Source organism: Psychrobacter sp. GTC18467 (genome assembly GCF_055397455.1).
Window position 1 is genome coordinate 810,021 of sequence record NZ_AP038920.1, and the last position, 26,997, is coordinate 837,017.

Below are 26,997 nucleotides of genomic sequence, written 5' to 3' on the forward strand. Positions count from 1 at the left end.
AATATCAACGTGATAACTTGGCTTGTTGCGATAACATTTTCAGCGCTTCACTGACCATTACCATTCCCACCACTGAGGTGACCGTTACTGCTGAGCCATAACCACCGCAGCGTAACCCACCTGCCTGACAGCTTTTATCCACCCGCGGCGGCTCGGTAGAATATACACATTTTATGCCAAATTTTTCTTTTAGCTGCCGATTGATACCAAAATCATTGCGCAGTTTTGAGCGCAGCCTTGCCAAAAGTGGGTCTTGATAACTGTCTTTTAAATCGCTGACGGTAATTTGGGTCGGGTCAATTTTGCCGCCTGCGCCACCGGCACAAATCAATTTTAACTTATTAAACCGGCAATGCAGCGCGATGGCAATTTTCGCGTCCATATCATCAACACAATCTAAAACAATAATGGGTCGATGCTCAAAAGCCGCTTGCCGCGCCGCCTCGCGACTTGGCAAAATATCGGCAACGTTGTCTTTGGTCAAAAAATCATCAATCAAATTCAGTTTTAATTTTGGATTAATTTCCCTCAAGCGCTCGCCCATCGCTGCAATTTTGCTTTTGCCAAAATTACTGGCAAGCGCAGGTAATTGCCGGTTGATGTTCGATTCAACAATCACGTCCAAATCGACAAGGGTAATCACGCCCACAGCCGTTCTTGCCAATGCCTCTGCCGCCCAAGTTCCGACGCCGCCAACACCAATTACCATAACATGAGCTTGCGAAAATGTATCTACCGCGCTTGCGCCAAATAACGTTCTCGTTCCCAAAAAACGCCGTGACTCATCTGGCGATATTAACGGTGACGAACTGCCTGAGATGCTAGACATCATAACCCAATTGCCTTTTTTATAAAGAATAACAAATTAACCATAGCGATTTATAAAACTTATGCGTTTTTATCCTCGCTTTTCTGCAATTATAAGCCAATTTGCTAAAGTTATCGTCATTAAGCCCTGTAAAAAATAGCAATTTGTTAATTGTCAGCGCTTCATGATAGTTGGTTTATAATGACCTTTAAAAATTTGCAAAATGTGTTGAGTCTTAGCTCAAAATTATTCCTAATAAAAGCTAGGCTAATGGCAGGGTTACCTTTAACGCCTCACCGCTATTTTGCCACAATTGTAGAGCAAGGTCAGCGGGAGCAACATTTAGTAACTCACTGAGACTTAATAACACCCAAGGTAAGTTTGCAGGAACATTTGGGCAGGGCTGGTCTTGGCTATTTTTAGCTTGGCACATGACTGGCGTCATATCAGGGCAATCGGTTTCCAGAACCAAGCAGCCAAGACCAAACTCAGCGACGGCCGCCGTTATGGCGCGGCGCAGTTTTTTGGCATTAAGATTGCTCACCTGACCTGTCACCCCAAGCTTAAAGCCAAGCTTAATAAAGGCTTTGGCTTCTTGTTCACCGCCGCTAAAGCTGTGGGCGATACCCCCCAGTTTTTTGGCATCATAACGGTGCGCTTTTAATAAGGCTAATGCTTCGGCATGTGCCTTTCGAATATGCAGCATGACCGGCAATTGATGAGCAACCGCTAAATCAAGCTGAGCATTAAAAAAGCGCTTTTGTTTGGCAAAAACAGCCTCCTGTTTGAGCGCATCGGTAAAGGTGTCCAGACCAATCTCGCCAATGGCTAAAGGTCGTGACCGCTCAACTCGTTTTGCCAAGTCCTCAAGATGGCTTTCGCTATGCTGCTCAATATAAAATGGATGCAGCCCCAAGGCTAAATGCGCTTGCGGTGATTGCTGCTGACATGCTAAGTGGTTCAAGGTTTGGGCAACCTGTTGCATTCGCTCAAAATGCGCCTGCAAATAACCGACCAACACCAAATGCCAAACGCCGGCTTTAAACGCTTTTGCCGCTAACGCCTCACGAGAAGCTGCAAAAATAGGCTCATCGAAATGCGTATGGGTATCAATCAGCGGATAGCTTTGGGAAAAAGAGCGGGGCAAGACGGAATCACAAGCGCTTATCATGACCACCTAATATCAGTAAACTAAATTCAAAAAAATATTTAAAAACTTTAATAACTGCTACTTTAGATAAGGGCGCTTAAATCGTGCTTCAACCGTTAAAGTTTTATTTATTTGGGGTTTCAAGGCAGCATCAAGGTGCAACCACATATCGCGGCTTGATAATGCCTTGAAGCTCATTAAAAGGGACAATTAAATCGGCAGGTGTCTCTATCGTCTCCAAAATCTCTTTTGGCTGATAAACCAGATGCAGACCGTCGTTATTTAAATACCACTGCTCAGGCGGTTCAATTGACCAATCTTCTAACAACTTAGCTTCAATGCCCTGCTCGCTCAGCCATTTGATTTTGATAGGCTTGACCGCCCTCATAACGTCATCTAAATTTGCAGTCGGCAACAAAATGTCCGTAAGCTTTAGCTGAAGCTGCTTTTGCATTTCAAGCATTATGTAGCTGAGCGCTTGGGGCGGGTTGTCCTCACGGTGTTTGTTTAAGCTGATTTTTAGATAACTGAGGGCGGCTTTGTCGGGGCTTCCGGAGGATATGTTGACAAAGTCCGTATCAACGCGCTGATACATAGGCTGAGTGACTTGCGCCGTCTCCCCATAAGCGATTTGGTTAAATAACTTGCTGACCAATTTTTTAGCGCTTTCATCTTCACTGACCAGTGGCGTTTTTGGGTCAAGAATTCGAGCAATGCTTTGCCACATGATGTGGGTCAGCCAGCGCTGCTCCGGCTCAAAGCTTAAGGTGTTTAATTCAAAATATTGGCAAACGGCAGCTTCAGGGTCGCAGTTGGGTTGACGGGCGATGGCTTGCTCAGGCTTGGCAGTAACGTTTGGCGCAGGAATATAGTCGTTATCGTCATCAAAGTTTTCAGCTGATTTAGCTTTAATAATAAGCGGCTCAGCATGGTCTTGTTTGGGGCTTGTGATGGTGTCGACTTGCTGTTCAGCGACCGATTGCGGCGCAGGCGAACAGCTAGCCAGTGAAAGAATAAAAAGCGCACTGACCATGAAGCTAAAGAGGTTTTTATATGAATCATGCCAAGCTTTCATTACGCTAAAACCCAAATCTTAGTAAGATAAGCTTTATAGTAGCGTAAATTTCTAACCAAATTTTACTAATTTTCGTAAAATTTTGCCGATATTTTCTTAACTGATTGCAAGATTATTTTTCAGTTAGCGCCCTTAGAAGGTAGCGACTTTTCAATGTGAGTGCTTTTTTTGCTGCTGCGTCTTGGAATGATTAACAGCGCCGTGCCAATCAGCGCCAGTTTTAGCCATTTGGTTTTGTTGGTTGCTGATTTTTGCTTTAAAGCTGCTTTTTGAGTCATGATGTTTTTCCGATTACCTTATGCTTATAAGATAATCGGTTTTTACGGCGTTATCGTTAGTTATTGTAAAAAACATGCCATAACCACTAGCGCCCAAGCGGATACGTGGTCATGGTCGCTCCGCCGTCATCGACTCGGGTAAGGCTTTTGCGGGGTGTCACGGGCTTTGGCGATTGGTCGCGTCTGGGGATAAGCGGATTTAGCGGCATCAGCTCGTAATCGGCGTCAACTTTGCCGTCCCAACCTTCGGTGCCACTCAGGGGCAGCTGTTTAATTGTGCCGTTTTTGTCAATGACCAATTGCAGAACGCGCATTTGGTTGTATTTGCGCTCGGTCACGCTTGCCACCGCGCCGCCGTCACGTAAAATGGTTGGCTGCAAAAAGATAATCAAATTACTTTTTTGGGTGCTGTCATTGTCTGAGCGAAACAGGCGCCCAATAACCGGAACGTTACCCAGACCGGGAACTTTTTGTTGGCGCGTGGTGGTGTTGTCGCGCATCAACCCGCCTAAGGCAATGGTTTGTTGGTCATCGGCTAAAATGGTGGTGTTAATCAAGCTTTTGTTGGTAATCAACCCGCTAGCGTTACTGGTGCTGCCGGGGACAACGGAAGACACTTCTTGCGAGACCTCAAGACGAACCGTGCCATTTTCACCAATATGCGGGATGACGTTTAAATTAATCCCAATGTCTTTTCGGTCAATGGTTTGAAAGGGGTTGTTTGATGAGTCGCCGCTGGTGGTGTAAGAGCCGGTGACAAAGGGCACGTTTTGACCGACTAAAATGCTGGCTTTTTCGTTATCTAAAGTCAAAATCGAGGGCATGGACAATAAGTTGGCACTTGTTGTCGAATCCAGCGCTTGCAAAATTGCGCCATAAAATTCGGTATTGCCTTTGCTGTCTTTGCGGCTGTTGCCAAGTCCTAATAGCGCTCCGGCAATTGACCCTGCAGCCGCGCTGACGTTTGCTCCGCCTGCTAGCGCTGCAGCAGCAAGAGAGGTGGCACTAGCGCCCACGTTGGTAAAATTCACCACGCCATAGCCACTATTGGCATTGCCAAGCGCCCATTGAACGCCAAGTTGGGTTGCATCATCGCCGGAAACTTCCACGATCGCCGCTTGAATCAGCACTTGAGCTCGGCGGCTGTCAAGCTGATTGACCGCTTCTTCAATTTCAAACATCAGCTCGGGCGATGCATTAACGATAACCGCGTTTTGGGTTTCATCAGCAATGATGCTAAAGGGTTTGCTTCCCCCTGAAACGGAAGTTTTACCACTTGCCGCCGTGAGTTGTTCGCTGCCATTACCTGCAACGTTATCCGCGCGACTGGCATCGGTTTTGATGCCGCTATCACTTGTCGTGGTGTTTCCCGTTAACGATGCCGACTCAAGCGTTGATGCGGCTCCTGAGCTGTTAATGGATTGATTGGCAAGCAAGCCGCGCAGCATTTGGGCGATGTGACCGGCACTGGCATATTTTAAGCGGAACACCCGCAGACCACTTAAGCGGCGGCTTGGGGTGGTATCAAGCTCATTGACCATTTCTTGGACTTTGGCAATCATTTCAGGGCTGCCTTTGACCAACAAACGGTCGCTTGAATTGTCGGCAATGACTTTGAGCTGATCGCTTTGACCTTGAGCGCCGCTGCTACTGCCCACCAAAGCGCTGATTAAATCCATCATGCGCTCGGCATCAACGTGACGTAGCGGAATGACCCGCAAGCTGTCATTGCTATTGCTGTCCAAATCGCGGATTAAAGTGGTCAATTGGTTTAAACTGTCTGCGCGATCGGACAATACCAAAGCGTTGAGCCCCGGAACAGCGGCGGCGTGCGCTGATTGCGGCATTAGTGGTCGGATGACGCCCAATACTTCTTCGGCTTTGGTATTGGTTAAATAAATCACCCGCGTGGTCAGCGCCTCGCCTTTACTGTCGCCGCGCAAATCAACCGAAATGCCAGATTGCTTTGCCACGCTATCCGGAACCAGTTTTATCGTCGTTCCTGATTCAATCGCGGCAATGCCGTTGACCTGCATCACCGTTAAAAACAATTGGAAAATTTCATCGCGCGACAATGCCCGATTAGAAATCACCGTCACATTGCCATTAATCCTTGGGTCAAGGACAAAGTTTTGATTGGTGATGGTCGCCACTTCATTGATAAACGCTTTGATGTCGGCATCTTGCAAATTGACTTTCCAACTTTCGGCATTGGCAAAATGACTTGCGGCTAACAGTGGTAGCCCTATGCAAAGCGGTCGTAGCACAACGAGCGCTCGGCGAACACAAAGCACTAACGGGTTTATGAGATACTGATGCAAACTTACCATGAAAATCTTACCCACTTGATGTCACCATCGGCGATGGTTGTTACGAATGTTAGTTTATAGCCTTGCTGAATCAAAACTGTTGGCGAATGGTGATGGTCTGGTCACCGCGCTGAACTTCAATTTGCGCCTCTTTTGCTTGCTGAACTTGTTGCAATACGGCAGCGTCCGCAGCAGGGCTATTTCCCACCGTTTTGCCGTTAACGGACAGCACTTTATCACCCGGCTCAAGCCCTAAGCGATTGCGAAGCCCTGTCGGCATGGCAGCGGTCACTTGATAGCCCTCTCCTGATGCCATGACGCCCATTCGGCTCAGATAGCTTGCCGGATTGTCTTGAAGTTCGCTGACGGCTTCATCGATTGCTGAAGCGGGGCTTTGCGGGGCGCTACTGTCAGCTGCCGCGCCGCTGATATCACTGGCAAGCGCAGGCGCTTCTGGCAACGTCGGTAGCGAATTTTGCCCATTTAAAGCGGTTCCTAACGGCTGATTGCTGATTGCGCCGGCGTTCATTCCGCGCTGGTCAAGCGGCAACTCTTGACGCATAGTAATCACAATCGACTTATCACTGCGGTCGGCAATCACTACGGTATCCCAATCCACCGCCACAAGCGTAAAGCCACTATCTTTTAATTCATCATTAATATGATAGTTTTTAACCTCGCCATTCACTTCCAATAATGCCGAAGAAAATCGCTCAGGGATTGCCATCATCACCCCTTTTAAGACCACATTGGGCGGCGCTGCGACAGCCTCCGAAGTTGCCGTTGGGGTGGGCTCAGCAAAAATAGTAAATAAGCTGCTATGGTCAACGACCGCGCTTTGGTTATTTTGCAAAGGAACTGGGGGCAAGTTTGGGGCGGTGGGCGGCGCAAGAATCAGCCAAATCAGCCGAGCAGCAACCCAAGCCAACCAAATGATTGCCAAAAGCAGCAACCAGCCCGAGAAGCGGTTCAGCGTTTGCAGCACGGATTGCAAAACGGCACTCAAGTTTAGGCTTTTTGACCTCATTGGGCGCTCCCTAAACTTGACAACAGCGGCTGGCGAACACTGACCACCGGCGTATCTTGGGGCGCTTGACCTTTATAATCAGGCATCGTCTCTAAAAGGCGCTGAGTTAAATTCACATCCAACATATTATCGCCATCTAAATACAAATCACCCAAGCGCTTATTTTGCTGATTGTTTAAAGTAATATGCAAAAGCCTTTGGTTGTTTTTTTGCTCAGCGCTCAAATCTGCAAACGTACTTGGCATCAGCAATCGAAACACCCGACCGCCGCTTGGGTAACCGACCTCACCGCCCGCCCAAATCAGCTGACCGCCAGCTTTGCTAAAGCCGCTAGGGTCCTCACCTTTTTTAGCCTCGCGCTTGAGCATCACCTCTTGAACTTTAATCGGCGAATTAGGCAATTGCCAATCCATCACGTGATTGAGCGTCTCAGGCGAAATTTTGCCATTCACTTCAGAAGCTTGCCATGAGGATTTACCGATAGCAACTTTGGCTTTCAGGTTTGATTGCCCAGAACTGATTGCGACGTCCGCGCCAAATTTTCCCAAAAACACCTGCCACGGTCGCCATGACCACGATGCCGTTCCTGACAATGGCACAGCGCCCACAGGCAATTGCCAAACTGCTGAGCCTTGCCAAACATTTCCCGAGACATGCTCAATATAATTTGCATTTGGCGCAAATTTTTTCATCACCCAAGCTGCCGGCATTTGCAGCAGCAAAAACAGCATGAAGAGCACAACGCCCACCAACCACCAGCTTTTTTTGGGGCGACGGTTATCAAGTGAGGTCAATTTGGGCACAACATCAGCCTTGAGGTCAGCAAAAACATAGGAAGAATTAAAAAATAAGAATAAGTTGCAATCACAAAATAGGGGTTATCATAGCAAACTCCTGCCTAATATTAATAGCAAAAAAGCCAGTATATTTTTGCCATTACAAAACTTGTAATCACAAAATATATACTGGCTTGAATCACTTACGCCCTATTAAGCGTTGGCAAAAGTGATTTGGCGAGGCGGTATTTTAAACGCTAATTTGTTATCACAATTAAACCTCAAAGTCCTCAAGACGTTGACCAGCGTCGAGCGCATCGACCAACCACGTGGGCTTACGACCGCGACCTGTCCACGTTTCTTCATGGTTTTCGGTGTTGCGGTAGCGGATATTGCGCTTTTTGGTCAACTGCTCGCCTGCTGCCAAAATCTCGCCAATGCTGGCGTCAGCGTCTTCAGCGATTTGCTCAAACTGCAAGAACGCATCATAAAGGCGTTGGTGCTGCTTTTGCTCAATCAGCTGCTGAGCATTTTGACTAAGGGCTAACAACTCATCAACATCCAAGCTTTCTAAATCAATCTTATTGTTCATTGTCGTCTCTTTTAAAGGGCTATACTTTGATAAAATAAGGCTTTAATAAAAATATATATGAATTAAAACCGCTATTAAGCTTTATTTTAAATAAAACAATAGGCATTATTTAAATTGCTTAATCGTTGCAGCCTAACATAAATTAAACCATTAATAAATAGATTGGTCTTAATGTTTAAATTGACAGAGCAATTAAAGAGCCATTCTACTTTCATCAACAATATTTTATTCAAATAGACATTAAACATTTAAAATTAATTCAGCGTTGAAAGGATACAAAAAAGCCCTGAACTGTCAGGGCTTTTTTCATATTCGTTGAAAACTTTAAAAGGGTTAAAAAGGAATGTCATCATCCGCAGGCGCATCATTCATCGGCGTTGCAGCAAAGTTGTTTTGCGGCGTGTCGTCGGGGCGATTAAATTGGTTTGCCGGCTGGTTAAACTGATTGTTTGAGCTTTGATTAGTGCCGCCTTGATAACCGCCTGAATGACCTTGATTGCCGTAATCTTGGTTAAAACCTTGGCGCGGATTATTGTAGCCTGATTGATTACCAAAGCCGCCTTGATTGTTTTGGTTATTTTGATAGTTGTTTTGAGCGCCCGTATTAGCATAGCCGCCACCTTGAGCGCCGGCGCTATCGAGCATTTGCAGGTTGTCAGCGCGAATCTCAGTAATATAGCGGTCTTGACCATTCTGGTCTTGATATTTTCGCGTTCGAAGGCTGCCTTCAATATAAACTTTACTGCCTTTACGAAGGTACTGAGCCGCGATTTCGCCTAAGCGATTAAACAGCGCAATACGGTGCCACTCGGTCGCTTCACGCTTTTCGCCTGAAACTTTATCCGTCCACTGTTCAGAGGTCGCCACTGAAATATTGGTCACGCCGCCGCCATTATTAAACTCACGGCGCTCAGGGTCTGCGCCAAGATTGCCAATAATAATAACTTTATTTACACCACGCATAAAAGTGTCCTTGTTAAATTCAATCTTGGTCAACACTAAGACTGATTTATTAATGAATGAATAAGAATTAATGCTACTTTATATAACTTTTTATCAAATATCTAGGGGGCTTTGGCTGAGCTGCGACAACGATTGACGCGAAGAATCCGTCAGTTTGGATTTATCAAGTTTTAGATAAGCGATTTGCTCTTTTGCCATCACCATCAATTCATCAACGCCATCAACTGCCAATACTTGCCGCGACCAGTCTTGAACGTCAGTATTTTTAGGAATGGTGACGGTGGTACTGGTCAAATATGGCGGCTGAGCAATCGGCAAAATTAAGAGTAAGGCTATTGCCATCACGACCGCTAACAATGCCCAAGCTAAAAGGTCGGATTGGGTGAGTAAAATACCGCCAAGCGCCCCGCCAACAAACGCCCCAAAAAACTGAGCAGATGAGCTAATCCCCATCGCGGTGGCTTTATTCGCAACCGGAGCGCGCTTTGAAATCCAAGACGGAATGGTCGCCTCAAGCAAGTTAAAGCCCATAAAATACAGCAAAAGCCCTAAAATAATCACAAATCCAAGCTGATTACCAATGGCTAATAGGGCTAAAGCGACCGTCATTAGGGCAATTGCAGCTAAAAACACTTGGCGCATTTTGCGTTTTTTTTCAGCGATAATAATAAAAGGAATGGCAATGGCAAAGCCGATAAATAAAAGCGGCAAATAAACCATGCCTTGCTGGCGAACGGTTAACCCAAGCACGTCGCTTAACTGGTGCGGCAAAATCACAAAAATTGCGGTCATCGTTAAATGCAGCGCAAAAATGCCCACGTGAAGGCGGTTTAAGTCACCAATTTTTAGCACCTCAGCCAACTGGACTTTGACGGATTTTTGCGCAAGGTTATGCTTTAACACGCGCAAAGGCGATGGGATAAAGAGCAGCAAAATCATCGCCAAAACTGCAAATCCTGCGGTCAACCAAAACAGCCCTGACATGCCAAGCGCGCCGACCATTAACGGCCCTATGGCAAAGGAAATCATGATCGAGCTTGCAATCGTCAGCCCCATGGCTGCCATGGCTTTGGTGCGCATCTCCTCACGGGTGACGTCAGCAAGCAGCGCCATCAAAACCGCAGAAACGGCGCCACTTCCGGCAAGCGCACGACCGATGATGACTTGGTAAATATCGGTCGCCGTTGCTGCTAATATTCCGCCTAAAGCAAATAAAATCAGCCCTGCAAAAATAATCGGCTTTCGCGGAAATTTATCGGCGGCAAGGCTGACCGGAATTTGAAAAATCGCCTGACCTAAACCATAAATCCCCACCGCAAGACCAATCAAAAACGGCGTGGCATGGGCATAATCGTCGCCATAAACTGAAAATACGGGAACAATCATAAACAAGCCAATCATTCGCAAGGCAAAAATCCCGCCAACGCCCAATATCGCCCGTTTTTCTACGCTATTCATAATGGCCTCACTGATGATGAGCGGCGCAAGCTGTCGCGGCTCGGTGTTGCAGAAGAGCAGATGGCATAAATCGCCATCGCGGTAGGCAGTATAAAACATTCAGCCTTTTATAGCGATAATTTTGCAGCTCAAGTGATATTTATTCTTATTTAACGCAGCGGTAAAGCGCTTGCTTGCTAAGTGGCGCTATTGAAAGCTAGGTTTAGCCGCTAAATTGCCTTTAAGTTACATTGTTACTTCTATGATGAATAAGCGGCGAAATATGCCCAATTCCCTTGAATAATCGGTAAGTTACAACCATAAAGAAGCTTGTCCCGAAGGTTAGTTTTGATGGTTGACGGCTCCCTTTAACTCAAAACTCTTTACTTTCTTAACGATTGCTTGACCATTTTACTATGATTTAATACCCATAACCGGTTTTATAAGGGTTATGGTTTGGCTTATGAAAATTACTTAATTCAAACTTAAGACTTAAAAGTAGTTTATTTTTAATAAGATTGTCAACTGTTAAATTAATAGCTGATTTTATTATTTAAACTTTTGTTAATATATTAAGTAATGAATCAGTTAACGCTCTTATTCAAAGATTGAAATTTTTAATTTTTAACCATACTTTTTTAAAATATATCTTTTCTTATTAATTGACCGAATTTGGTAAAAATAGTACGACATAGTGAAGATACTTATTTCGTTATTGAATTGAATTTTACGACAAATTAGCAATAGGATACCCAAAACCGATGGCAAATGACCATATTGCAATTCGCGGTGCTCGAACTCACAATTTAAAAAACATTAATTTGGACATTCCTCGGGATAAGTTTGTGGTAATTACCGGCTTATCAGGCTCGGGAAAGTCATCCTTAGCGTTTGACACGCTTTATGCTGAAGGTCAGCGCCGCTATGTGGAAAGCTTGTCGGCGTATGCGCGGCAGTTTTTATCGCAAATGGAAAAGCCGGAGGTCGATAGTATCGAAGGGTTGTCGCCTGCCATTGCCATCGAGCAAAAATCAACCAACCATAACCCGCGCTCAACGGTTGGCACAATTACCGAGATTTACGATTATTTGCGGTTATTGTTTGCGCGGATTGGCACGCCATTTTGCCCAGAGCACGGCGAGCCGATGGTGGCGCAAACCATCACTGAGATGGTCGACCACATCATGGCGCTACCTGTTGACAGCAAGTTGATGATTTTAGCGCCAGTGGTTCGCGACCGCAAAGGCGAGCATCAAGTGTTGCTTGAGCAACTGATTGGTCAAGGGTTTGTTCGCGTCCGTATTGATGGTCAAGTCTATGATATGGACGAGTTGCCCGAGCTTGAAAAGAATAAAAAGCATACCATCGAGGTGGTTGTTGACCGCTTTAAAGTCCGCGATGATTTGGGCAATCGCGTGGCAGAAAGCTTAGAAACGGCGCTGCGATTGGGTCAAAATATCGCTATTTTGCATCATATGGATGGCAACCCAAATCCAGAGGGCGATGACAATCAAATCTTATCCGCAAAACACAGCTGCCCTGTTTGTGACCGTGCGGTGTCCGAGCTTGAGCCGCGCCTCTTTAGCTTTAACAACCCTTATGGCGCTTGCCCGTCGTGCGATGGTCTTGGCAAACGCCAATATTTTGCTGCCGAAAAGCTCATCACTCATCATGAAAAAACGCTCAATCAAGGCGCAATTAATGGTTGGGATAAACGTCATGCCTATTATTTTGGGCTGCTGAGCACCGTTTGTCATCATTTTGGCATTGATATGGACACGCCTTGGCACGACTTACCGCATGACCAGCAAAGTCTGATTATGAATGGCTCAGGAAAAGAAGTACTGACCTTTAACTTTACCGATGAGCGCGGTCGCAAAACCAACAAAACCATGCCGTTTGAAGGGGTTCTGCCCTACCTTGAGCGCCGCTACGCGCAAACGCAAAGCAATTTGGTTCGCGATGAGTTGGCAAAATATTTAGCCGATACCACCTGTAACGTTTGTCACGGCGCGCGCCTGAACGAGATTGCACGAAATGTGCGCGTGGATAACCAAACCATCGCCGATATTGTTAAATTATCCATTGGTGACGCCGCAGATTATTATCAATCGCTCAAAATCAGCGGTCATAAAGGCGAAGTTGCCGACAAGATTTTTAAAGAGATTAATGAGCGGCTGAATTTTTTGGTGAGCGTTGGTCTTGATTATTTAACGTTAGCGCGCTCAGCTGAAACGCTATCGGGCGGTGAAGCTCAGCGGATTCGCTTAGCCAGTCAAATTGGCGCGGGGCTGATGGGCGTGATGTACGTCCTTGATGAGCCGTCCATTGGGCTGCATCAGCGCGACAATGACCGACTTTTAAAAACCTTAACGCGGCTTCGTGACTTAGGTAATACCGTGCTGGTTGTTGAGCACGATGAAGATGCGATTCGCCAAGCCGATTATATCATTGATATTGGCGTTGGCGCCGGCGTTCATGGCGGTCATGTGATAGCTCAAGGCAGCAGCGGCGACATCATGGCAAGTTCTGAATCGCTTACGGGCAAATATCTGTCCGGTGAGCTGAAAATCGAAGTGCCTAGTATTCGCCATACCGCCAAAACGATTGATATTGATGGCAAACAAGTGCCATTATCTATTGAACTTAAAGGCGCAACAGGAAACAATTTAAAAGACGTCGATTTAAGCTTGCCGATTGGGGTGATGACCTGCGTGACGGGCGTTTCAGGGTCAGGAAAATCAACGCTGATTAACCGAACGCTCATGCCCCTTGCCGCAACCGAGCTGAATAACGCCTCAACCTTGATTGCCGACAGCTTTGAGAGCATCAGCGGTCTTGAGCATCTGGATAAAATGGTCGATATTGACCAAAGCCCAATTGGACGGACGCCGCGATCCAATCCGGCAACTTATACCGGCGTGTTTACCCCGATTCGTGAGATGTTTGCGCAAACTCAAGAAGCGCGCGCTCGCGGCTACAAACCGGGGCGCTTTAGCTTTAACGTCAAAGGCGGTCGCTGCGAAACTTGTCAAGGCGACGGTCTCATTAAAGTTGAAATGCACTTTTTGCCGGACATGTATGTCCCGTGTGACAGCTGTCACGGCAAACGCTACAACCGCGAAACGCTTGAGATTCATTATAAAGGCAAAACTATTGCCGATGTTTTGGACATGACCGTTGAGGATGCGACCGAGTTTTTTGCGGCGATTCCCGCCATTCATCGCCGACTTGAGGCGCTGATGGAAGTTGGACTTAGCTACATTCGCTTGGGGCAATCTGCGCCAACGTTGTCCGGCGGTGAGGCTCAGCGGGTGAAACTGGCGCGCGAACTTGCCAAACGCGATACCGGTCAGACGCTCTATATTTTGGATGAGCCGACCACGGGACTGCATTTTCATGATATTGCCAAGCTGCTTAACATCCTGCATGCCCTTCGCGATAAAGGCAACACTATCGTGGTGATTGAACACAATTTGGACGTGATAAAAACGGCGGACTGGATTGTGGATTTGGGACCTGAAGGCGGTAAAGGCGGTGGCATGATTATCGCTGAGGGCACGCCTGAGCAAGTCGCGGAAACGGAAGGCTCGTTTACGGGGGAGTTTTTGAAGCCGATGCTTGAGCAAGAGGCTCAGTAAGTTAGGTTGTTGGGTTTGGGAAAGGCTGTTCTTTCGGGAATGGTCTTTTTAAAAAACTATCTCATTAAGTATAATAAGCTTGACGAGGCACTATACATAATATGGGTTAAATCACCCCGAACAATCGAAAGGACAAATGCAGTGTCAATTTTTCAATTATAAAAGTCAATATTAAAGTACAAAAACCAATGATGGTCGCAATATTTCCTACCATAGCAAGCCCTCCCAGAATGTCAATTATTAGATATGTTGAACTCAACAGCTCTCATGATTTATCTTAATTATCCAACCTTTCGATTGGAGGGGGCAGAGCCCAGTTAGATTACTCGAAAAATTTAGATTGGACAAGTTATTTTATCGCTTAACTGTACTTTGATTAGTAAAAAAATTTACTCATTTTGTTTTTTGCAATGTTTCAACTAGCTTAAAAGTAGTAAATATACTTAGACTTTTATTGTCGCTGTAGAGCCTCTCTAATCGACTTTTGAAATCTTCATAAGTAAAAAACATTAAAGAAATGAATATAGTAGCTTTATTTATTTTTCCTCCTTTTATATGTAATAGCCTATTTTTTTGAAATAATTTCGACTCTCTATACTTAACGAAATCAAATTGTGCTGTTTCAGGGATACAAAGATCATAATAAATATAGTAAATCCCACCAAGAAATGTTACGATAATTATAAATTCAAGCTTGCTAATCACTATGACATACCCCATTATCCTTCGTAAAAAGGTCCTACAGTCTCTTGAACAAGGCATGAGCGTACGCACTGCAGCAAAGCTTTATGATATGAGTCCCACCACTATTATTAACTGGAAAAAAGACATTAGCATCAAACCTATTGTCAGAGCACCACGCAAAATATCTACCGAAGCACTAAAACAAGACATTGCTGACTATTCTGACGCTTACTACTATGAAAGAGCGGCGCGTTTGGGCTGTAGTAAATCCGGCGTAGAAGCTGCCATGAAGCGGCTGGGCTATACCCGCAAAAAAAAGTCTTAAACACCCAAAATCAAGTTGGCTTAAGCGATTAGAGTACACCATTAAACTGAAACACTATCAATGCCAAGGCTACCCTATTATCTATATGGATGAAAGCGGCTTTGAGCAAGAAGTTATCAGAGCTTTTGGCTATACGCCAGTAGGCAAACCTTGCATCGATATCTATAACTATCAAAAAACAAAAAGAACGAACGTCATTGGGGCGCTATATCAAAAAAGCTTGTTTGCCGTGGACGTATTTCCCCATAACATCAACTGGCAAGTGGTTTACGACTGGTTTAAGAATAACGTCATTCCAAAGCTTGGTCGCAAATGTGTCATCGTTATGGACAACGCTCGCTTTCATAAGAATAAACGCATCAAAAAGCTATTAAACCGGCATGGCCATCGCATACTCTGGCTACCGCCTTACAGTCCTGATCTGAATCCTATTGAACACAAATGGGCAGAGGTAAAAAAGCTCAGGCAAGGCTGGGGTGAGAATAATCTCAATCATTTATTCAGCAATATCTGCTGTTACAAATTTAAATTGGATTGACTATAGTTTCTTCAACATTCATTTTCAATTCCTTAAAACGATAAATAAGATGTTAGCTCATTTTTATAAAGACCAAGTTTTATCAATTAGTGTTCTTAATGTTTGCTTTTATTTTTAAAATACATCGTTACATAGCCGATTAACCAAAAAGCACATATTGCTTGAAACCAGATTAGACTGTGCATGGTGATCGTCATGATATTATCAGTCTCAACGTTGTAGTGTAGTAATGACAATAAACCCATCAAGGCATACAAATAAAGCCACCAACGCCCCTTGTTCATCTGGCTTTTAACAGCCACGATTAAGCCATAGATACCGATTGGTGTCATGACGAACCAAAAAGCATCTACCAGATGAGGGGATAACCAATCAGGCTCAGGATAGTGGTCAAAATGAATCACATTATGAACATAGTGCAAAATGCTTGAGAACACATTAAGTAATACAATGAAAATTAAGGTTTTATACTGTTTGTAACGATTTATCATGGTGTACCTTGTTGATCGTCTCTAAAATATCTTGCCAAATATAAGCTCGTAGGTTGGGTTGACTGGGGAAACCCAACAATCCATTCCACATAAATTATTTCATTAGGTGTCGTACCTCGACACCGACTTACCTTATCATTCCGATTGATATTACATACTCGTAGGTTGGCGTGGAGCTTGCGACACCCAACAAAATTTAGTAGTATAAATTATCAATCATCCACTTGCAAAATAACATGGAATACCGAAGGCATTATCAAAAAGGAGCAAGCTATTTTTTCACAATTAATCTTGCTGATAGGTCGAGCGATTTATTAACCAAGGAAATTGAAACACTTCGACATGCCTTTAAAACCGTTAAACAAAAACATCCCTTTCATATCGATGCTATCGTTATTTTGCCAGACCATTTGCATATGTTATGTACTATGCCAGATAACGATGCGGACTTCTCTAAGCGCATCAAGCTGATCAAATACTACTTTTCTTATCACATTAGCAAAACAGAGCCTATTTCAAATAGCAGACGTAAAAAAAGCGAGCGCGGTATTTGGCAACGCCGATTTTGGGAACATTATATTCGTGATGAAGCAGATTATTACGCCCATATTGATTATATTCATATCAACCCTGTTAAGCATAATCATGTTAAACAAGTCAAGGATTGGCAATATTCGTCATTCCATCGATTTGTCGCAGATGGTTTATTGCCTATCGACTGGGGCAATTAAGAATATTCATTGTTGGATATAATAGTTGTTGGGTGCCGCAAGCTCCACCCAACCTACAGATTAGAATTAATATAAAAAACTCTCAACTAGACCACCTCCCTCACCACCCCCATCACCCGACCATCCACAATACGCTCAAGCTTATCCTCGATTTGGCGGCACTGAGCGTCAATATCGCGTTTAGTTTGAGCGACCACCACAAACGACCATTCGCTGGCATCATGACGGTCAAGCTCGCCGCTTTCGCAAACCGCAACGTTTGGGCTGCGACCAAAGCGCTCATGAAGACCGCCGACGCGTTGGCGTTTTTCTTTCAGGGAGCTACAACCGGGCAAGGAGATGGTGACGGTCATAATGGCTATTTGCATCTTATTTTCCCTAACAAAAGATTAAATAGATTTCACCCCAAAGTTCATCGCGGATTACAGACAACCGCACTTTGATGCTGCTATCATACCGTGAATTGACTTGAGGGGCGCGGCTGTGTGGCAGGTGTATTTTTTTATTTTACCGATTGGGCTTGGGCTGATAACGCTAGTGGCAAGCTTGATTGGGCTATTTGCCTATTTAATGAGTGATGATGACGCCACGCGCCGACCGGCGTTTAACTGGTTTCGGCGCTTGATCGTCGTGGCGTTTATCTTGCTAAGCCTTGGGTTATTTATGACGTTTGGTTATTTTTGGGGCGCTCCGCAACACGCTTAATCGCCGATTATTTTATCGTTTTTGCCAGTTCAAAAAAATAAAGCCCTTCTTTTTTTGGCGTTCCGTTGTTGCCGTCCTCAGGAAAGGCTTCGGTATTTCCCGTTGCCACATAGCCGCGCCGCTCGTAATAGGCTTGCATTTTTGGGCGACCGTTTAACACCAAAAGCTTGATGACCGCTGGCGAAGGCTTGCCTTGAGCATTTTTACGATGGTTTAAATGACGCTCGGCGAAAACCTCGCCCGCCTCAAGCATGGTATTGCCAACGCCATTGCCTTGAAGTTCAGGATTGACCGCAAACATGCCGATATGAGCGTCATCATTGCCCATCTCAACATTGATACAGCCCAAAATCTCACCGGTTTCTGCCCCACCACGCTCGCCGTTTGCCGTTTTTGGGAATACAAATAAATATTGCTTTGGGTCGTTAATAACGCCCTCAAGCTCGGCTTGGTTGGTTCGGATACCGCCGACCAAATCTGCTTCATTCGTCCAGCCTTCATTAAAGCGGTAGCAGCGATTGAGCAGCGGCTCTAAAGCTAAAATGTCATTAAGGGTGGCTTGCCGTAAAAATACTTGAGGCGTAGTCATAAATTTCCTAAAGAGTAAAAGGCAAATTGTAAAAGCGGCAAAGCTAAAATGTGCCATGCCGCCTTAATGTTAACAGTTAACTTTAAGCCAAAATCAGCTCAAAAAATCAGATTAAGATGAAATCGCGGTTGCCTGAGCAATAATATCAAATCCGGCTAAAAGTTGCGCGCGCGTTGGGGCAACACCGCGCCGAAGCAGCGCATCAAAGGCAACCAATTCTTTATCACGACCAAGGGTGCTTGCGGCGGTCGCTCGGCTGTCCTCCCCCTCATCGTCAAAATAAAACTCAATGTAGTTCAACTCGTTTGGCTGACCCATTAAAATACCGTGGTCGGGCGTTTTGGCGTGACCGCTGTAGCGCAGGCTTTTGCCATATTGCATCGTCCAAAAAAAGGGGGTTCGCTCTTTTAGTGAGTTGACCGAATGACCATCTAAAATGTCATCATTTAAAATGCTCGCTGCCGTGACCAAACCATGCTGCAACGCCACGCGCCAATGCTCAATCCGCAAACGACCCAGTTTACCCTCAGCGTTGGCAATGTCACCAAGCGCAAAAACGCTGTCTTTTAGCTGCAATCGGGCATCAACTTGAGCGCCATTTGGGTCGTTAATCTCGCCTAACACGTCAAGTCGCGGGGCAACGCCCGTTCCTAAAATCACTACGTCAGTATCAATTTTTTTACCACTTTTAAGGGTAACGCCGGTAACTTTGCCATTATTATCGCTATTAATTTCCTGAACGGTGGCATCAAATTCAAAGGTGATGCCATTTTTTTCATGTAAATTAATTAGCGCATTGCTGACGGTTTCAGAGACAATGCTACTCATTACGCGATTGTTTTGACCGATAACGGTAATTTCGGTAGCTTTTCCTGCTTGCGCAAGTGCGGACGCGACTTCCATGCCGATAAATCCTGTGCCAACGATAGCCACACGCTTGCCGTGCGTTGCTTCTTTAATCGTTTTGGCATCGTCAAGGCTTCGCAGCGTAAAAACACCATCTGAGGTTGCGCCTTTAATCGGCGGAATGACCGGCTCAGCACCTGTGGCAATAACCAAAAAGTCTGCCGTGATTTGATTGTCCGCTTTGTTGTCAGCGCCCACTACCGTGACGGTTTTATGTTGATAATCGATGTTTGAGACGCGCTGACTTAACCGTAAGTCGATGTTTTGTTTTTTCGCCCAATCATCGCCGCCAAGTTTAAGCTTTTTTTCATCAGCTTTTTCGGCCAAAAAGGCTTTGGACAGTAGCGTTCTGTCGTACGGCTCGTGGTCGTCCGCGCTGATCATGATAATCTTGCCGCCGTAGCCTTCGTTGCGCAAATGATGGGCGCTCATAAATCCTGCTGCGCCGCTACCGACAATAACGGTCGTGGTATTTTTAAGCTTATCGTGAGGGTTGTTTTTAGTAATTTTAGAATCAGTATCGACGATTAATTTATCGCCGCTATCTTCGATTTGATATTGGGTTAAGCCCTCGGTTGCTACCGGTTCAAGCAGTGAGCCGTCCTTGCTATCAAAAGTAGCATGATGCCACGGACAGACCACGCGATTGCCGCAGCGCAGACCGTCGCCCAAGTTTGCGCCAGCGTGCGGGCATTTGCCATTAAAGGCGTGAAACTCGTCATCATCGCGGGTGATTAAAATAATGCTATCATCGTCTTGTTTAAATGATTTCATACCGCCGCTTTTAATGCCGGCTTTGTTGATGGTCACTTTCATAAATCGTCCTTAGGTGGCAATGGCTTCCTGATGAAATTTTTTATTTATTGTCAATTATCAACTATTGATGATAGCAACTGCGCCATTTATCTGCTGTTTTTTTATGGTCGCGGCAAGTAGCAAATCGTAACCTCAATCATGATTTACACCTTTTTTAATTTTTTTTATAAATAAGAGCGTCGTTTATGACATTAAACCCCGAAATTCAAAATTTTGAAGTAAAAGAATTAGCCGATACCTCAAAGCTGCCGCAGCCAAGCAAACCGCCAATTTTAACGGCAAATTTTAAAACCATGGCGCAAGATTTTATCGTTGAAGAATTATTAGACATTGAATTTAGCAATTCCGGCGAGCATCTTTGGTTGCAACTCCAAAAACAAAACTTGAATACGGCGTTTGTGGCGCAAATGTTAGCCGATTGGGCACAAATTCCGCTAAAAGATGTTGGCTATTCGGGAATCAAAGACAGAAAAGCGCAAACGACGCAGTGGTTTAGCTTGCGATTACCAAAAAAAGAAGTTCCTGCTCTGACCTTTACCGATTTTTTGCAAAATCAAAGTTTAAATAACGGTGAAAAGGTCACTATTTTGGCGCAGCAGTGGCATCAAAAAAAACTCAATCGCGGCACCCATCAACAAAATCAATTTACCATCGTGCTTCGAGAAGTAAATCTTGATGACAAAGATAATAATCCAGCCGCTAAAGCTAAGGTATTAACTCAGCTTAACGCCATTGCAAAAATCGGCGTTCCTAATTATTTTGGCGCTCAGCGCTTTGGCATTGAGGGTAATAATATTGCCGCTGCTTTAAGACTTTTTACTAAACCCATAACCGAAACTAAAAAGCCGCAAAATAAAAAACCAATGAGCAAAAGTAAAAAACGCCGACCACCAAATCCCGCGCAAAGCCTTGCAATATCCGCTGCCCGCAGTGCGATTTTTAATCAAATTTTAGCGGCGCGCGTGATTGATGACAGTTGGAATTGTGGCAAATCGGGTGAGATTTTTAATCTTGCAGGGTCAGGGTCGATATTTATTAGCGAAACGCTCGATGAGGAAATAAGGGCGCGATTGATGCGCCATGACATTCACCCAACCGGCGCACTTTGGGGAACGCCATCGGCAAAATCAAGCGCCTCAATTGATAGCTTTGAAATAGATATTGTTAAAAATAATGCGTTATTAACCGAGCTTGCTTTAGGGCTTGAGCGCTTTGAGGTCAAATCTCAGCGCCGAGCGCTTCGGCTCACGTTAACTGATTTTGCTGCCCACTGGCTTGATGAGGGGGCGCTAAAGCTTACTTTTAAACTGCCAAAAGGCAGCTTTGCCACCAGTGTTTTGGCAAGTTTTGTGCAAGACTTAACTCAGCCTTAAGAAGTTTAGCGGTCAGTTAAGATTTCAGCTCGCCCGTTTGGATTAACTCATTGGCGCTTGCCACGCGGTTGCGACCTGATTTTTTGGCATGATAAAGGGCGCTGTCGGCGGTGCTGATGATGCGCTGACAAATCACATCTGCCGGTGGTTCGTTTTTAACAAGGTAGCTTGGCAGTTGCCGCTGCTGCTTTAACGCTTGCGAGAGGCGGTGGATAAAGCATAATTTTTTATTTGATGCGGTCGTTTCTTGCAAGCTGTTGGTACTCTGTGCTAGCGGCAGATTTCGATTTTGCGCCTCAAGCTGATAGCTTTGTTTCAGAAGAAGTAATTCGTCATGACTTAAGGTATAAAGCCCTAAGCTTGCAGTAATCGGCAGTTGGCGACCGTCTACAAGGCGAATCGGGTGCTCAGAAATTCGCAGTCGCAAATCTTCAGCAATGGCAAGGGCGGCGTTGTGGGAAATATGCGGCAGCCCAATTAAAAACTCCTCACCACCTTGCCGGCTGACCGTTTCATCAAGCTCAAAGGTGCTATTTAATAGCCCTCCCACCTCTCGCAGCACCAAATCGCCCGCATCATGACCATAAGTATCATTGATGTTTTTAAAATAGTCTAAATCAAGGATAATCACACTATAACTTTGCTTTTCTTTGAGCGCCATCAGGCTTTTTTGCATCATCGCCAGACCAAAGCGGCGGCTATTTAGTTTGGTCAGCTCATCTTTATTGGCATGCTCTAAAATCTCATTTTTGCTGGCATCTAAAATTACCAACAGTTTTCGAAATACAAAAACCATAAACATGGCTTTAGGCAGCGCCAAATACAAATGACTGCCGCGCCAAAAAAACGATGACGACTGCCGCAGCAGCTCAATATTTTCCCAACTGAGTTTACCATCTTTAAAAATGGAAGCGGCAATTGCATTTTCAATGGTGGTCATTTCGCTGTAGGTTAAATAATTGTAAGTATCAAGTGGAATGGAAGTAATGGTCAGTTGCCGTAAATCAGGCAGTTTCAACCCAAAATAAGGGATGATGGTCAAAAAAACGACCACCGCGACCTGCCACAAAAACGCCCACCACATATAGCGGCGGCGAACCAGCATCATCCCAAGCATCGCCCCGCCCACAAGCGACACGCCCGCCACCAAACTGCTGTGCCCCATCACCAAAATAACCATAGCAATATAAATGCTGTAGGCGGCAATCAGCACCAACTGCCACCGATAAAGCAGCAGTAAATTATTTTTAATCTTGACCAAATAAAACACCAGCCACAAACACAGCAGCCACATCAAGCTAACGCCCATCCAAACCGGCGGCAATAGCGCCATCTGAACGTAAGTACCAATCTCGTCTTGGCACAACCAAACAAACAAGCACCAAAGCCAATGCAAGCTGATTTCAAGAACCATAAATAAAGCTAACAGCGCGGCGCGGTCTTCTGCTTGCCATTCAAAAATGATTTGGGACAGTTTGTTGTGAGGTTTAAAAATGGCATTGAGCATAAACGAGCAATCACTTATCGAAAAATCAAGGTCATCGGTTACCGCTTAGGGACAGTTAGGATAATTTTAATTTAAAAATTATCCATGTAACGCTTATAAAAATAAAAGGTTGTTGTCGATTGCGCCTTATCAGCGGCTTAAAACCGTTTGGTTTATTGGTCTTTGATGGCGCAAAAGGCGCTAAAGCTTTGCCAAATTCCCGATTGGTCAGGATTTAATTTAGGGACATCGCCCAAGCGGCGCCACGGCATATTAGCACCGTGAAAGTCGCTGCCTGTTGATACGGCAAGCTTGTGCTCTAAAATACAGCGGTCAATCATTTTTCGCGTACTGATAGGCTCGCTGATACTTGGGATTTCGCAAGCATCGCCGCCAAGCTTAGCAAATTCGGTAATTAACTTTCGGATTCGGGTGGCGGACAGCTGATATCGGGTCGGATGGGCAAGCACCGCTTTGCCGCCGCAGTCGTGAATCAGGTTGATAGCGCGCTCAAGGCTTAACGCTTCAATCGCCACATAAGCCGGTTTGTTGTCCGCCAAATACTTATCAAACGACTGCTGAACCGTTTTTACAAGACCGCGCTCAAACAACACCTGACCGATATGAGCTCGACCAACCGCGGTTGGATTGCCGCCGGCTTTCGCGCAAATCTCCTGCCAAAGCGGCGCAAATTCCAAATCAAGCAATTTACTTAATTTTTCAGTCATCTGATAACCGCGAGTGGCTCGGCTGTTTTGCAGTCCCTCAAGCGTTTGCTGCATGAGTTTAGTATCGGTAAAATCAAGCGCTACCACGTGAATGATTTTAGTGGCGGCTTTATTTTTACCATAACCACCCTCAAGGGTATGCTGACAACTGATTTCAACGCCATTAATCAGCGTTATCCCCAACTCTTTTGCAGCTTTTTTTGCCAACTCAATGCCCTTTAGCGTGTCGTGGTCGGTCAATGCCAGCACATCAATGCCAAAGGTTTTGGCGCGAGCGACGACCTCCTCTGGTGCAAATGTCCCATCGGAGCAAGTGCTGTGGCAATGCAAATCTATTTTCATCGTTAAAACCTTATTAAGGCATCATTTTGCCAGTGCTTTTGGACAACAGGTGGCAAGGCGCGAATTATGGTTACCGCCGCGCGCCAAATCCTATTTTAGCCCTCATCACATTCAATTTATAGAATATAGTAAGTTATAGGATATAGTATAAGGCAGATTGTGCCGTTTGATGCGCCAACATTGCTTTTTTTATTGCCGTGCGCCGTGTAAACTATCGGCATCACTTAAGCGGGTAAGCCTTATTATGAAAGCCTTGTTAGACTTTATTCCACTCATTGCGTTTTTTATTGCCGCGCGCCACAGCGGTATTTTAATGGCGGCAGGGGCGCTACTTATCGCCACCCTCATCGTTTATGCCATTCATTTTATCCGCCAAAAAGGCAAGTTTGATAAGCAGCAATGGGTCGTGTTATTGCTGACTATTGTTTTTTGCGGCGGTACGCTCTTGCTTCGCGATGACATTTATTTGCGCTGGAAATCGCCAATTATTAACGGTATTTTTGCGCTAACGTTGTTTGGTAGCGCGTTGATTAATAAACCGTTAATGCAGCTTGCCATGAAAGATGTGTTTTTATTATCGTCATCAGGTTGGAAAAAATTAACCATAGCTTGGGCGCTATTTTTTGGGTTAATGGGCGGGCTGCATTACGTTACTGCCTTTATGATGAGCGATGAAGCTTGGATTAACTTTAAAACTTACGGCTGGATTCCAATTATGCTGGTGTTTATTGCTGCCCAATTTATGGTATTAAAAAAATACCTTAATCCTGCGCTGATGGACAAAACGGCAAAATAGCGCTTGCCTTAAAATCAGCGCTTGTTAACAAGTTAAGAGTGTCATTAAAGTTTAGCAAAATCGCTTAAAAAATAAAGAAACAATAAGGAATGATTATGTCACTATTTGTCATCATCGGTCATGACGTTGCCGGAAGCCTTGAGGGTCGAAAAGCCACCCGCGAGGAGCATTTAGCAAGGCTCAAGCAGCTCGACGCTGCTAACCGCCTTGTCATTGCAGGACCTACGCCCATCGAGCATGGCGCTCCTGAAATGTCCGGAAGCATCATTATTGCCGACTTTGACTCGCTAGATGCCGCTCAAGAATGGGCGAGCGCCGAGCCGTATTTGCGCGAGGGTATTTATAGCCACGTTGATATTAAGCCCTTTATTCAAGCCCTGCCAGCAACGACAGTCACCCAAAAATGACTATCACGCCGGCAAAAATCACTTGGCAAACGGACGATTTGGGCAATGAAGTTCCGGTATCTGCGCTGTTTGGTGACGTTTATTTTTCGAACAGCGACGGTCTTTGCGAGTCGCAATTTGTGTTTATCGACCATAACGACCTGCCAAATCGCCTTGCCAAGCTTGCAGAAAGCCAAAGCTTTACGGTCGCGGAGATTGGCTTTGGTACAGGACTAAATTTGCTGGTTCTTTGGCAGCTTTGGCGAACGCTTCGCCGTGACAATGCCAATCTTGCCAAATCACGGCTACATTTTATTACCACCGAAAAATTTCCACTGACCCAAAGCGATTTGGCAAAAGCGCTTGCCAGTATTGCCAAGCGCGCGCCTGAATTTACTGATTTGATTGATAAGCTTTTAGCCGCTTACCCGCCTTTAGTTGAGGGCTGTCATCGGTTAAACTTTTTGAAAGATAACTTAACGGTCGATATTTGGTTTGGTGACGCCGCTCAAAGTTTGCAAAACTTAGCTCAGCCGGAACATGAGTTGCCAAAGCCGTTTATTGATGCTTGGTTTTTAGATGGCTTTGCGCCGTCTTGCAATGAGGACTTGTGGGCGCAAGCGATTTTCACCCAAATTGCGCGATTATCACGAGTAGGAACGACTGCCGCCACCTTTAGTGCGGCAGGGGTCGTCAAGCGCGGATTGCAATCTGCCGGATTTTTGGTTAAAAAAGTCAAAGGCTTTGGCAAAAAACGCGAAATGATTACCGCGATTATTGAAAATGGCGACGTCAAAGCTAAAACCACGAAATTACTAAAACCACAACCGCAATCGCTGATTATTGGCACGGGCGTTTCTGGACTGATGGCGGCATTCTCGCTGGCTCAGCGCGGTCATCGAGTGACTTTGCTTGACAAAACCGCGCCCCTTGCCGGTGCCTCTGGCAATCCGCGAGCGCTGCTTGCGCCGAAAATGACGCCGATAGCATTTGTCGCCGAGCATCTGCACAGCCTAGCCTATTTTTATAGCAGCCAATTTTATCGCAGCCTTGATTTGGTGAACGCTCAGTTGCTAATTGATACTATCGTCACCCCAACCGGAACGCTTGATTTATTGACCCAATCCAACGTTGATACTGAGCAAATCAAAGCTTATCCAAATGAGATTGCCACCACCCTTGACAATGACCCCGCGCAAAATCTCAGCGGAATTTTTGGTCAAGAGTTAAGCAATAATTTATTTTTACCAAAATCGGCATTAATTAATCCGCAAGCACTTAAATCGGCAGTGTTAGCCCATCCAAACATTGAATTTAAAAAATTCTCGGTTAAAGATATTAAAGATAATGGTCAAAATGCAATGGTCACTGGATTTTTGATTGCAGATGACAACAGTGAAAATAAAAATCTTGCAAGCCTAAACGCAGATAACGTCATCATTTGCGCAGGATTTGAAAGTCACTTATTGCATCCTAAAATTTTTAATTGTCGTAAAATCCGCGGTCAGTTGTCTTGGTTTACCCCAAGTGCTGAGCAATTGGCGGCACTGCCGAAAATCCCGTTAAAATATAGCGGTTATTGCGCGCCATTTTTACCCACCAAAAAAGATGCTGATATTAATCAAGTTAATTATCCGCAAGCGCAGTTTTTACTTGGCGCAAGCTTTGATCGCAACGATGAGCGCTTAGACGTTCGCAAGCTTGACCACGAAGCTAACCGTGATAAGCTAGTAGCCGCAATTCCTGAACTTGACGCAGTGATGCCAACTGATTTTGACAACTGGCAAGCCCGCGTTGGTATTCGCGCGCAAACGCCGGATTATCATCCGCTTGTCGGCAGGCTGAAGGATAATATTTGGTGCTTAACGGCAATGGGTTCAAAAGGCTATGCGTTCGCGCCGCTTTGTAGCGAGGTGCTTGCCGACTTGATGACAGGCAATTTTGCGCCAGTATCAAGTCAAATGCTTGCCAAACTTGCGCCCAATCGCAAACGACTGCAAGTGCCGCTTCCGCCTTAACTTTCTGGCATGACTAAATTATTGGAA

General features: G+C 45.2%; 25 protein-coding genes. 9 read left to right on the plus strand and 16 right to left on the minus strand.

Annotated features, from left to right (window positions below; all coding sequences use genetic code 11):
- Nucleotides 1–4: 4 nt before the first annotated feature.
- The 10 genes from ACZ5XY_RS03415 to ACZ5XY_RS03460 all read right to left on the minus strand — a co-directional run bounded on the left by ACZ5XY_RS03415 (nucleotide 5) and on the right by ACZ5XY_RS03460 (nucleotide 10,436).
- Nucleotides 5–832 (minus strand): tRNA threonylcarbamoyladenosine dehydratase, encoded by an 828-nt coding sequence (locus ACZ5XY_RS03415; protein ID WP_464742978.1) that lies wholly within the window; start codon nucleotides 830–832, stop codon nucleotides 5–7.
- Nucleotides 833–1,070: 238 nt separating this feature from the next.
- Nucleotides 1,071–1,979 (minus strand): TatD family hydrolase, encoded by a 909-nt coding sequence (locus tag ACZ5XY_RS03420; protein WP_464742980.1) that lies wholly within the window; start codon nucleotides 1,977–1,979, stop codon nucleotides 1,071–1,073.
- A gap of 130 nt (nucleotides 1,980–2,109) precedes the next feature.
- Nucleotides 2,110–2,991, minus strand: a complete 882-nt coding sequence (locus ACZ5XY_RS03425) for a hypothetical protein (RefSeq protein WP_464742982.1) — start codon at nucleotides 2,989–2,991, stop codon at nucleotides 2,110–2,112.
- A gap of 161 nt (nucleotides 2,992–3,152) precedes the next feature.
- Nucleotides 3,153–3,311 (minus strand): hypothetical protein, encoded by a 159-nt coding sequence (locus ACZ5XY_RS03430; RefSeq protein WP_464742984.1) that lies wholly within the window; start codon nucleotides 3,309–3,311, stop codon nucleotides 3,153–3,155.
- Nucleotides 3,312–3,397: 86 nt separating this feature from the next.
- On the minus strand, nucleotides 3,398–5,641 hold the full coding sequence (gene gspD / locus ACZ5XY_RS03435) for a type II secretion system secretin GspD (RefSeq protein WP_464742986.1): 2,244 nt from the start codon (nucleotides 5,639–5,641) through the stop codon (nucleotides 3,398–3,400).
- A gap of 70 nt (nucleotides 5,642–5,711) precedes the next feature.
- Nucleotides 5,712–6,647, minus strand: a complete 936-nt coding sequence (locus ACZ5XY_RS03440) for a type II secretion system protein N (RefSeq protein ID WP_464742988.1) — start codon at nucleotides 6,645–6,647, stop codon at nucleotides 5,712–5,714.
- Nucleotides 6,644–7,450 (minus strand): type II secretion system protein N, encoded by an 807-nt coding sequence (gspN, locus tag ACZ5XY_RS03445; protein ID WP_464742990.1) that lies wholly within the window; start codon nucleotides 7,448–7,450, stop codon nucleotides 6,644–6,646. The genes ACZ5XY_RS03440 and gspN overlap by 4 nt, the downstream gene beginning before the upstream one ends.
- Nucleotides 7,451–7,697: 247 nt before the next feature.
- On the minus strand, nucleotides 7,698–8,015 hold the full coding sequence (locus tag ACZ5XY_RS03450; protein ID WP_464742992.1) for an H-NS histone family protein: 318 nt from the start codon (nucleotides 8,013–8,015) through the stop codon (nucleotides 7,698–7,700).
- A 333-nt stretch (nucleotides 8,016–8,348) separates the two neighbouring features.
- A complete protein-coding gene (gene ssb / locus ACZ5XY_RS03455; protein ID WP_464742994.1) occupies nucleotides 8,349–8,978 on the minus strand; it encodes a single-stranded DNA-binding protein in 630 nt (209 codons plus the stop codon).
- A 93-nt stretch (nucleotides 8,979–9,071) separates the two neighbouring features.
- Entirely contained in the window at nucleotides 9,072–10,436 is a 1,365-nt protein-coding gene (locus ACZ5XY_RS03460; protein ID WP_464743727.1) for an MFS transporter, read from the minus strand.
- 740 nt (nucleotides 10,437–11,176) lie between these two features.
- Between ACZ5XY_RS03460 and uvrA the strand changes: the two genes are divergently transcribed.
- From uvrA to ACZ5XY_RS03475, 3 genes are all read left to right on the plus strand, one after another.
- The gene (gene uvrA / locus ACZ5XY_RS03465) at nucleotides 11,177–14,056 is read left to right on the plus strand and encodes an excinuclease ABC subunit UvrA (RefSeq protein WP_464742996.1); all 2,880 of its coding nucleotides are present in this window, start codon (nucleotides 11,177–11,179) and stop codon (nucleotides 14,054–14,056) included.
- A gap of 760 nt (nucleotides 14,057–14,816) precedes the next feature.
- The gene (locus ACZ5XY_RS03470; RefSeq protein ID WP_464742998.1) at nucleotides 14,817–15,065 is read left to right on the plus strand and encodes an IS630 transposase-related protein; all 249 of its coding nucleotides are present in this window, start codon (nucleotides 14,817–14,819) and stop codon (nucleotides 15,063–15,065) included.
- A gap of 85 nt (nucleotides 15,066–15,150) precedes the next feature.
- On the plus strand, nucleotides 15,151–15,603 hold the full coding sequence (locus ACZ5XY_RS03475; RefSeq protein ID WP_464743000.1) for an IS630 family transposase: 453 nt from the start codon (nucleotides 15,151–15,153) through the stop codon (nucleotides 15,601–15,603).
- A gap of 95 nt (nucleotides 15,604–15,698) precedes the next feature.
- Here the strand turns inward: ACZ5XY_RS03475 and ACZ5XY_RS03480 are convergent, their stop codons facing one another.
- Nucleotides 15,699–16,094, minus strand: a complete 396-nt coding sequence (locus tag ACZ5XY_RS03480; RefSeq protein ID WP_464743002.1) for a hypothetical protein — start codon at nucleotides 16,092–16,094, stop codon at nucleotides 15,699–15,701.
- 236 nt (nucleotides 16,095–16,330) lie between these two features.
- On the opposite strand from ACZ5XY_RS03480, the gene ACZ5XY_RS03485 reads away from it, so the two are divergent.
- Nucleotides 16,331–16,825, plus strand: coding sequence for an REP-associated tyrosine transposase (locus ACZ5XY_RS03485; protein ID WP_464743003.1), 495 nt, complete (start codon nucleotides 16,331–16,333; stop codon nucleotides 16,823–16,825).
- 86 nt (nucleotides 16,826–16,911) lie between these two features.
- Here ACZ5XY_RS03485 and ACZ5XY_RS03490 read toward each other — a convergent pair whose 3' ends face one another.
- Nucleotides 16,912–17,193, minus strand: a complete 282-nt coding sequence (locus ACZ5XY_RS03490) for a DUF503 domain-containing protein (RefSeq protein ID WP_464743005.1) — start codon at nucleotides 17,191–17,193, stop codon at nucleotides 16,912–16,914.
- Nucleotides 17,194–17,308: 115 nt separating this feature from the next.
- Here ACZ5XY_RS03490 and ACZ5XY_RS03495 point away from each other — a divergent pair, with 115 nt between their 5' ends.
- Nucleotides 17,309–17,530, plus strand: a complete 222-nt coding sequence (locus ACZ5XY_RS03495) for a hypothetical protein (RefSeq protein ID WP_464743007.1) — start codon at nucleotides 17,309–17,311, stop codon at nucleotides 17,528–17,530.
- A 7-nt stretch (nucleotides 17,531–17,537) separates the two neighbouring features.
- Here ACZ5XY_RS03495 and ACZ5XY_RS03500 read toward each other — a convergent pair whose 3' ends face one another.
- Nucleotides 17,538–18,119, minus strand: a complete 582-nt coding sequence (locus ACZ5XY_RS03500; RefSeq protein ID WP_464743009.1) for a GNAT family N-acetyltransferase — start codon at nucleotides 18,117–18,119, stop codon at nucleotides 17,538–17,540.
- Between the two features lie 111 nt (nucleotides 18,120–18,230).
- Nucleotides 18,231–19,841, minus strand: coding sequence for an FAD-dependent oxidoreductase (locus ACZ5XY_RS03505; RefSeq protein WP_464743011.1), 1,611 nt, complete (start codon nucleotides 19,839–19,841; stop codon nucleotides 18,231–18,233).
- 185 nt (nucleotides 19,842–20,026) lie between these two features.
- On the opposite strand from ACZ5XY_RS03505, the gene truD reads away from it, so the two are divergent.
- Nucleotides 20,027–21,214, plus strand: coding sequence for a tRNA pseudouridine(13) synthase TruD (gene truD, locus ACZ5XY_RS03510; RefSeq protein WP_464743013.1), 1,188 nt, complete (start codon nucleotides 20,027–20,029; stop codon nucleotides 21,212–21,214).
- 16 nt (nucleotides 21,215–21,230) lie between these two features.
- On the opposite strand, the gene ACZ5XY_RS03515 is transcribed toward truD, so the two are convergent.
- Both ACZ5XY_RS03515 and ACZ5XY_RS03520 read right to left on the minus strand, forming a co-directional pair.
- On the minus strand, nucleotides 21,231–22,721 hold the full coding sequence (locus ACZ5XY_RS03515) for a GGDEF domain-containing protein (RefSeq protein ID WP_464743015.1): 1,491 nt from the start codon (nucleotides 22,719–22,721) through the stop codon (nucleotides 21,231–21,233).
- A gap of 152 nt (nucleotides 22,722–22,873) precedes the next feature.
- Nucleotides 22,874–23,770, minus strand: coding sequence for a PHP domain-containing protein (locus ACZ5XY_RS03520; protein ID WP_464743017.1), 897 nt, complete (start codon nucleotides 23,768–23,770; stop codon nucleotides 22,874–22,876).
- A gap of 244 nt (nucleotides 23,771–24,014) precedes the next feature.
- Between ACZ5XY_RS03520 and ACZ5XY_RS03525 the strand changes: the two genes are divergently transcribed.
- The 3 genes from ACZ5XY_RS03525 (at nucleotide 24,015) to mnmC1 (ending at nucleotide 26,970) form a co-directional block, all read left to right on the plus strand.
- The gene (locus ACZ5XY_RS03525) at nucleotides 24,015–24,566 is read left to right on the plus strand and encodes an inner membrane-spanning protein YciB (protein ID WP_464743019.1); all 552 of its coding nucleotides are present in this window, start codon (nucleotides 24,015–24,017) and stop codon (nucleotides 24,564–24,566) included.
- A gap of 95 nt (nucleotides 24,567–24,661) precedes the next feature.
- A complete protein-coding gene (locus ACZ5XY_RS03530) occupies nucleotides 24,662–24,973 on the plus strand; it encodes a YciI family protein (RefSeq protein WP_464743021.1) in 312 nt (103 codons plus the stop codon).
- Complete coding sequence (gene mnmC1, locus ACZ5XY_RS03535; protein WP_464743023.1) at nucleotides 24,970–26,970, plus strand: FAD-dependent 5-carboxymethylaminomethyl-2-thiouridine(34) oxidoreductase MnmC1; 2,001 nt, start codon at nucleotides 24,970–24,972, stop codon at nucleotides 26,968–26,970. Before ACZ5XY_RS03530 ends, mnmC1 begins: the two co-directional genes overlap by 4 nt.
- Nucleotides 26,971–26,997: the final 27 nt, after the last annotated feature.

Bases quoted from the DNA above. Each gene is read 5' to 3' on its own strand.
- mnmC1 (WP_464743023.1), top strand. From the start codon at position 24,970: ATGACTATCACGCCGGCAAAAATCACTTGGCAAACGGACGATTTGGGC.
- uvrA (WP_464742996.1), top strand. From the start codon at position 11,177: ATGGCAAATGACCATATTGCAATTCGCGGTGCTCGAACTCACAATTTA.
- ACZ5XY_RS03440 (WP_464742988.1), bottom strand. From the start codon at position 6,647: ATGAGGTCAAAAAGCCTAAACTTGAGTGCCGTTTTGCAATCCGTGCTG.
- ACZ5XY_RS03480 (WP_464743002.1), bottom strand. From the start codon at position 16,094: ATGATAAATCGTTACAAACAGTATAAAACCTTAATTTTCATTGTATTA.
- ACZ5XY_RS03490 (WP_464743005.1), bottom strand. From the start codon at position 17,193: ATGCAAATAGCCATTATGACCGTCACCATCTCCTTGCCCGGTTGTAGC.
- ACZ5XY_RS03500 (WP_464743009.1), bottom strand. From the start codon at position 18,119: ATGACTACGCCTCAAGTATTTTTACGGCAAGCCACCCTTAATGACATT.
- ACZ5XY_RS03415 (WP_464742978.1), bottom strand. From the start codon at position 832: ATGATGTCTAGCATCTCAGGCAGTTCGTCACCGTTAATATCGCCAGAT.
- truD (WP_464743013.1), top strand. From the start codon at position 20,027: ATGACATTAAACCCCGAAATTCAAAATTTTGAAGTAAAAGAATTAGCC.
- ACZ5XY_RS03525 (WP_464743019.1), top strand. From the start codon at position 24,015: ATGAAAGCCTTGTTAGACTTTATTCCACTCATTGCGTTTTTTATTGCC.
- ACZ5XY_RS03460 (WP_464743727.1), bottom strand. From the start codon at position 10,436: ATGAATAGCGTAGAAAAACGGGCGATATTGGGCGTTGGCGGGATTTTT.
- ACZ5XY_RS03530 (WP_464743021.1), top strand. From the start codon at position 24,662: ATGTCACTATTTGTCATCATCGGTCATGACGTTGCCGGAAGCCTTGAG.
- ACZ5XY_RS03520 (WP_464743017.1), bottom strand. From the start codon at position 23,770: ATGAAAATAGATTTGCATTGCCACAGCACTTGCTCCGATGGGACATTT.
- ACZ5XY_RS03425 (WP_464742982.1), bottom strand. From the start codon at position 2,991: ATGGTCAGTGCGCTTTTTATTCTTTCACTGGCTAGCTGTTCGCCTGCG.
- ACZ5XY_RS03515 (WP_464743015.1), bottom strand. From the start codon at position 22,721: ATGCTCAATGCCATTTTTAAACCTCACAACAAACTGTCCCAAATCATT.
- ACZ5XY_RS03430 (WP_464742984.1), bottom strand. From the start codon at position 3,311: ATGACTCAAAAAGCAGCTTTAAAGCAAAAATCAGCAACCAACAAAACC.
- ACZ5XY_RS03505 (WP_464743011.1), bottom strand. From the start codon at position 19,841: ATGAAAGTGACCATCAACAAAGCCGGCATTAAAAGCGGCGGTATGAAA.
- ACZ5XY_RS03420 (WP_464742980.1), bottom strand. From the start codon at position 1,979: ATGATAAGCGCTTGTGATTCCGTCTTGCCCCGCTCTTTTTCCCAAAGC.
- ACZ5XY_RS03485 (WP_464743003.1), top strand. From the start codon at position 16,331: ATGGAATACCGAAGGCATTATCAAAAAGGAGCAAGCTATTTTTTCACA.
- ACZ5XY_RS03475 (WP_464743000.1), top strand. From the start codon at position 15,151: ATGGATGAAAGCGGCTTTGAGCAAGAAGTTATCAGAGCTTTTGGCTAT.
- ssb (WP_464742994.1), bottom strand. From the start codon at position 8,978: ATGCGTGGTGTAAATAAAGTTATTATTATTGGCAATCTTGGCGCAGAC.
- ACZ5XY_RS03450 (WP_464742992.1), bottom strand. From the start codon at position 8,015: ATGAACAATAAGATTGATTTAGAAAGCTTGGATGTTGATGAGTTGTTA.
- gspD (WP_464742986.1), bottom strand. From the start codon at position 5,641: ATGGTAAGTTTGCATCAGTATCTCATAAACCCGTTAGTGCTTTGTGTT.
- ACZ5XY_RS03470 (WP_464742998.1), top strand. From the start codon at position 14,817: ATGAGCGTACGCACTGCAGCAAAGCTTTATGATATGAGTCCCACCACT.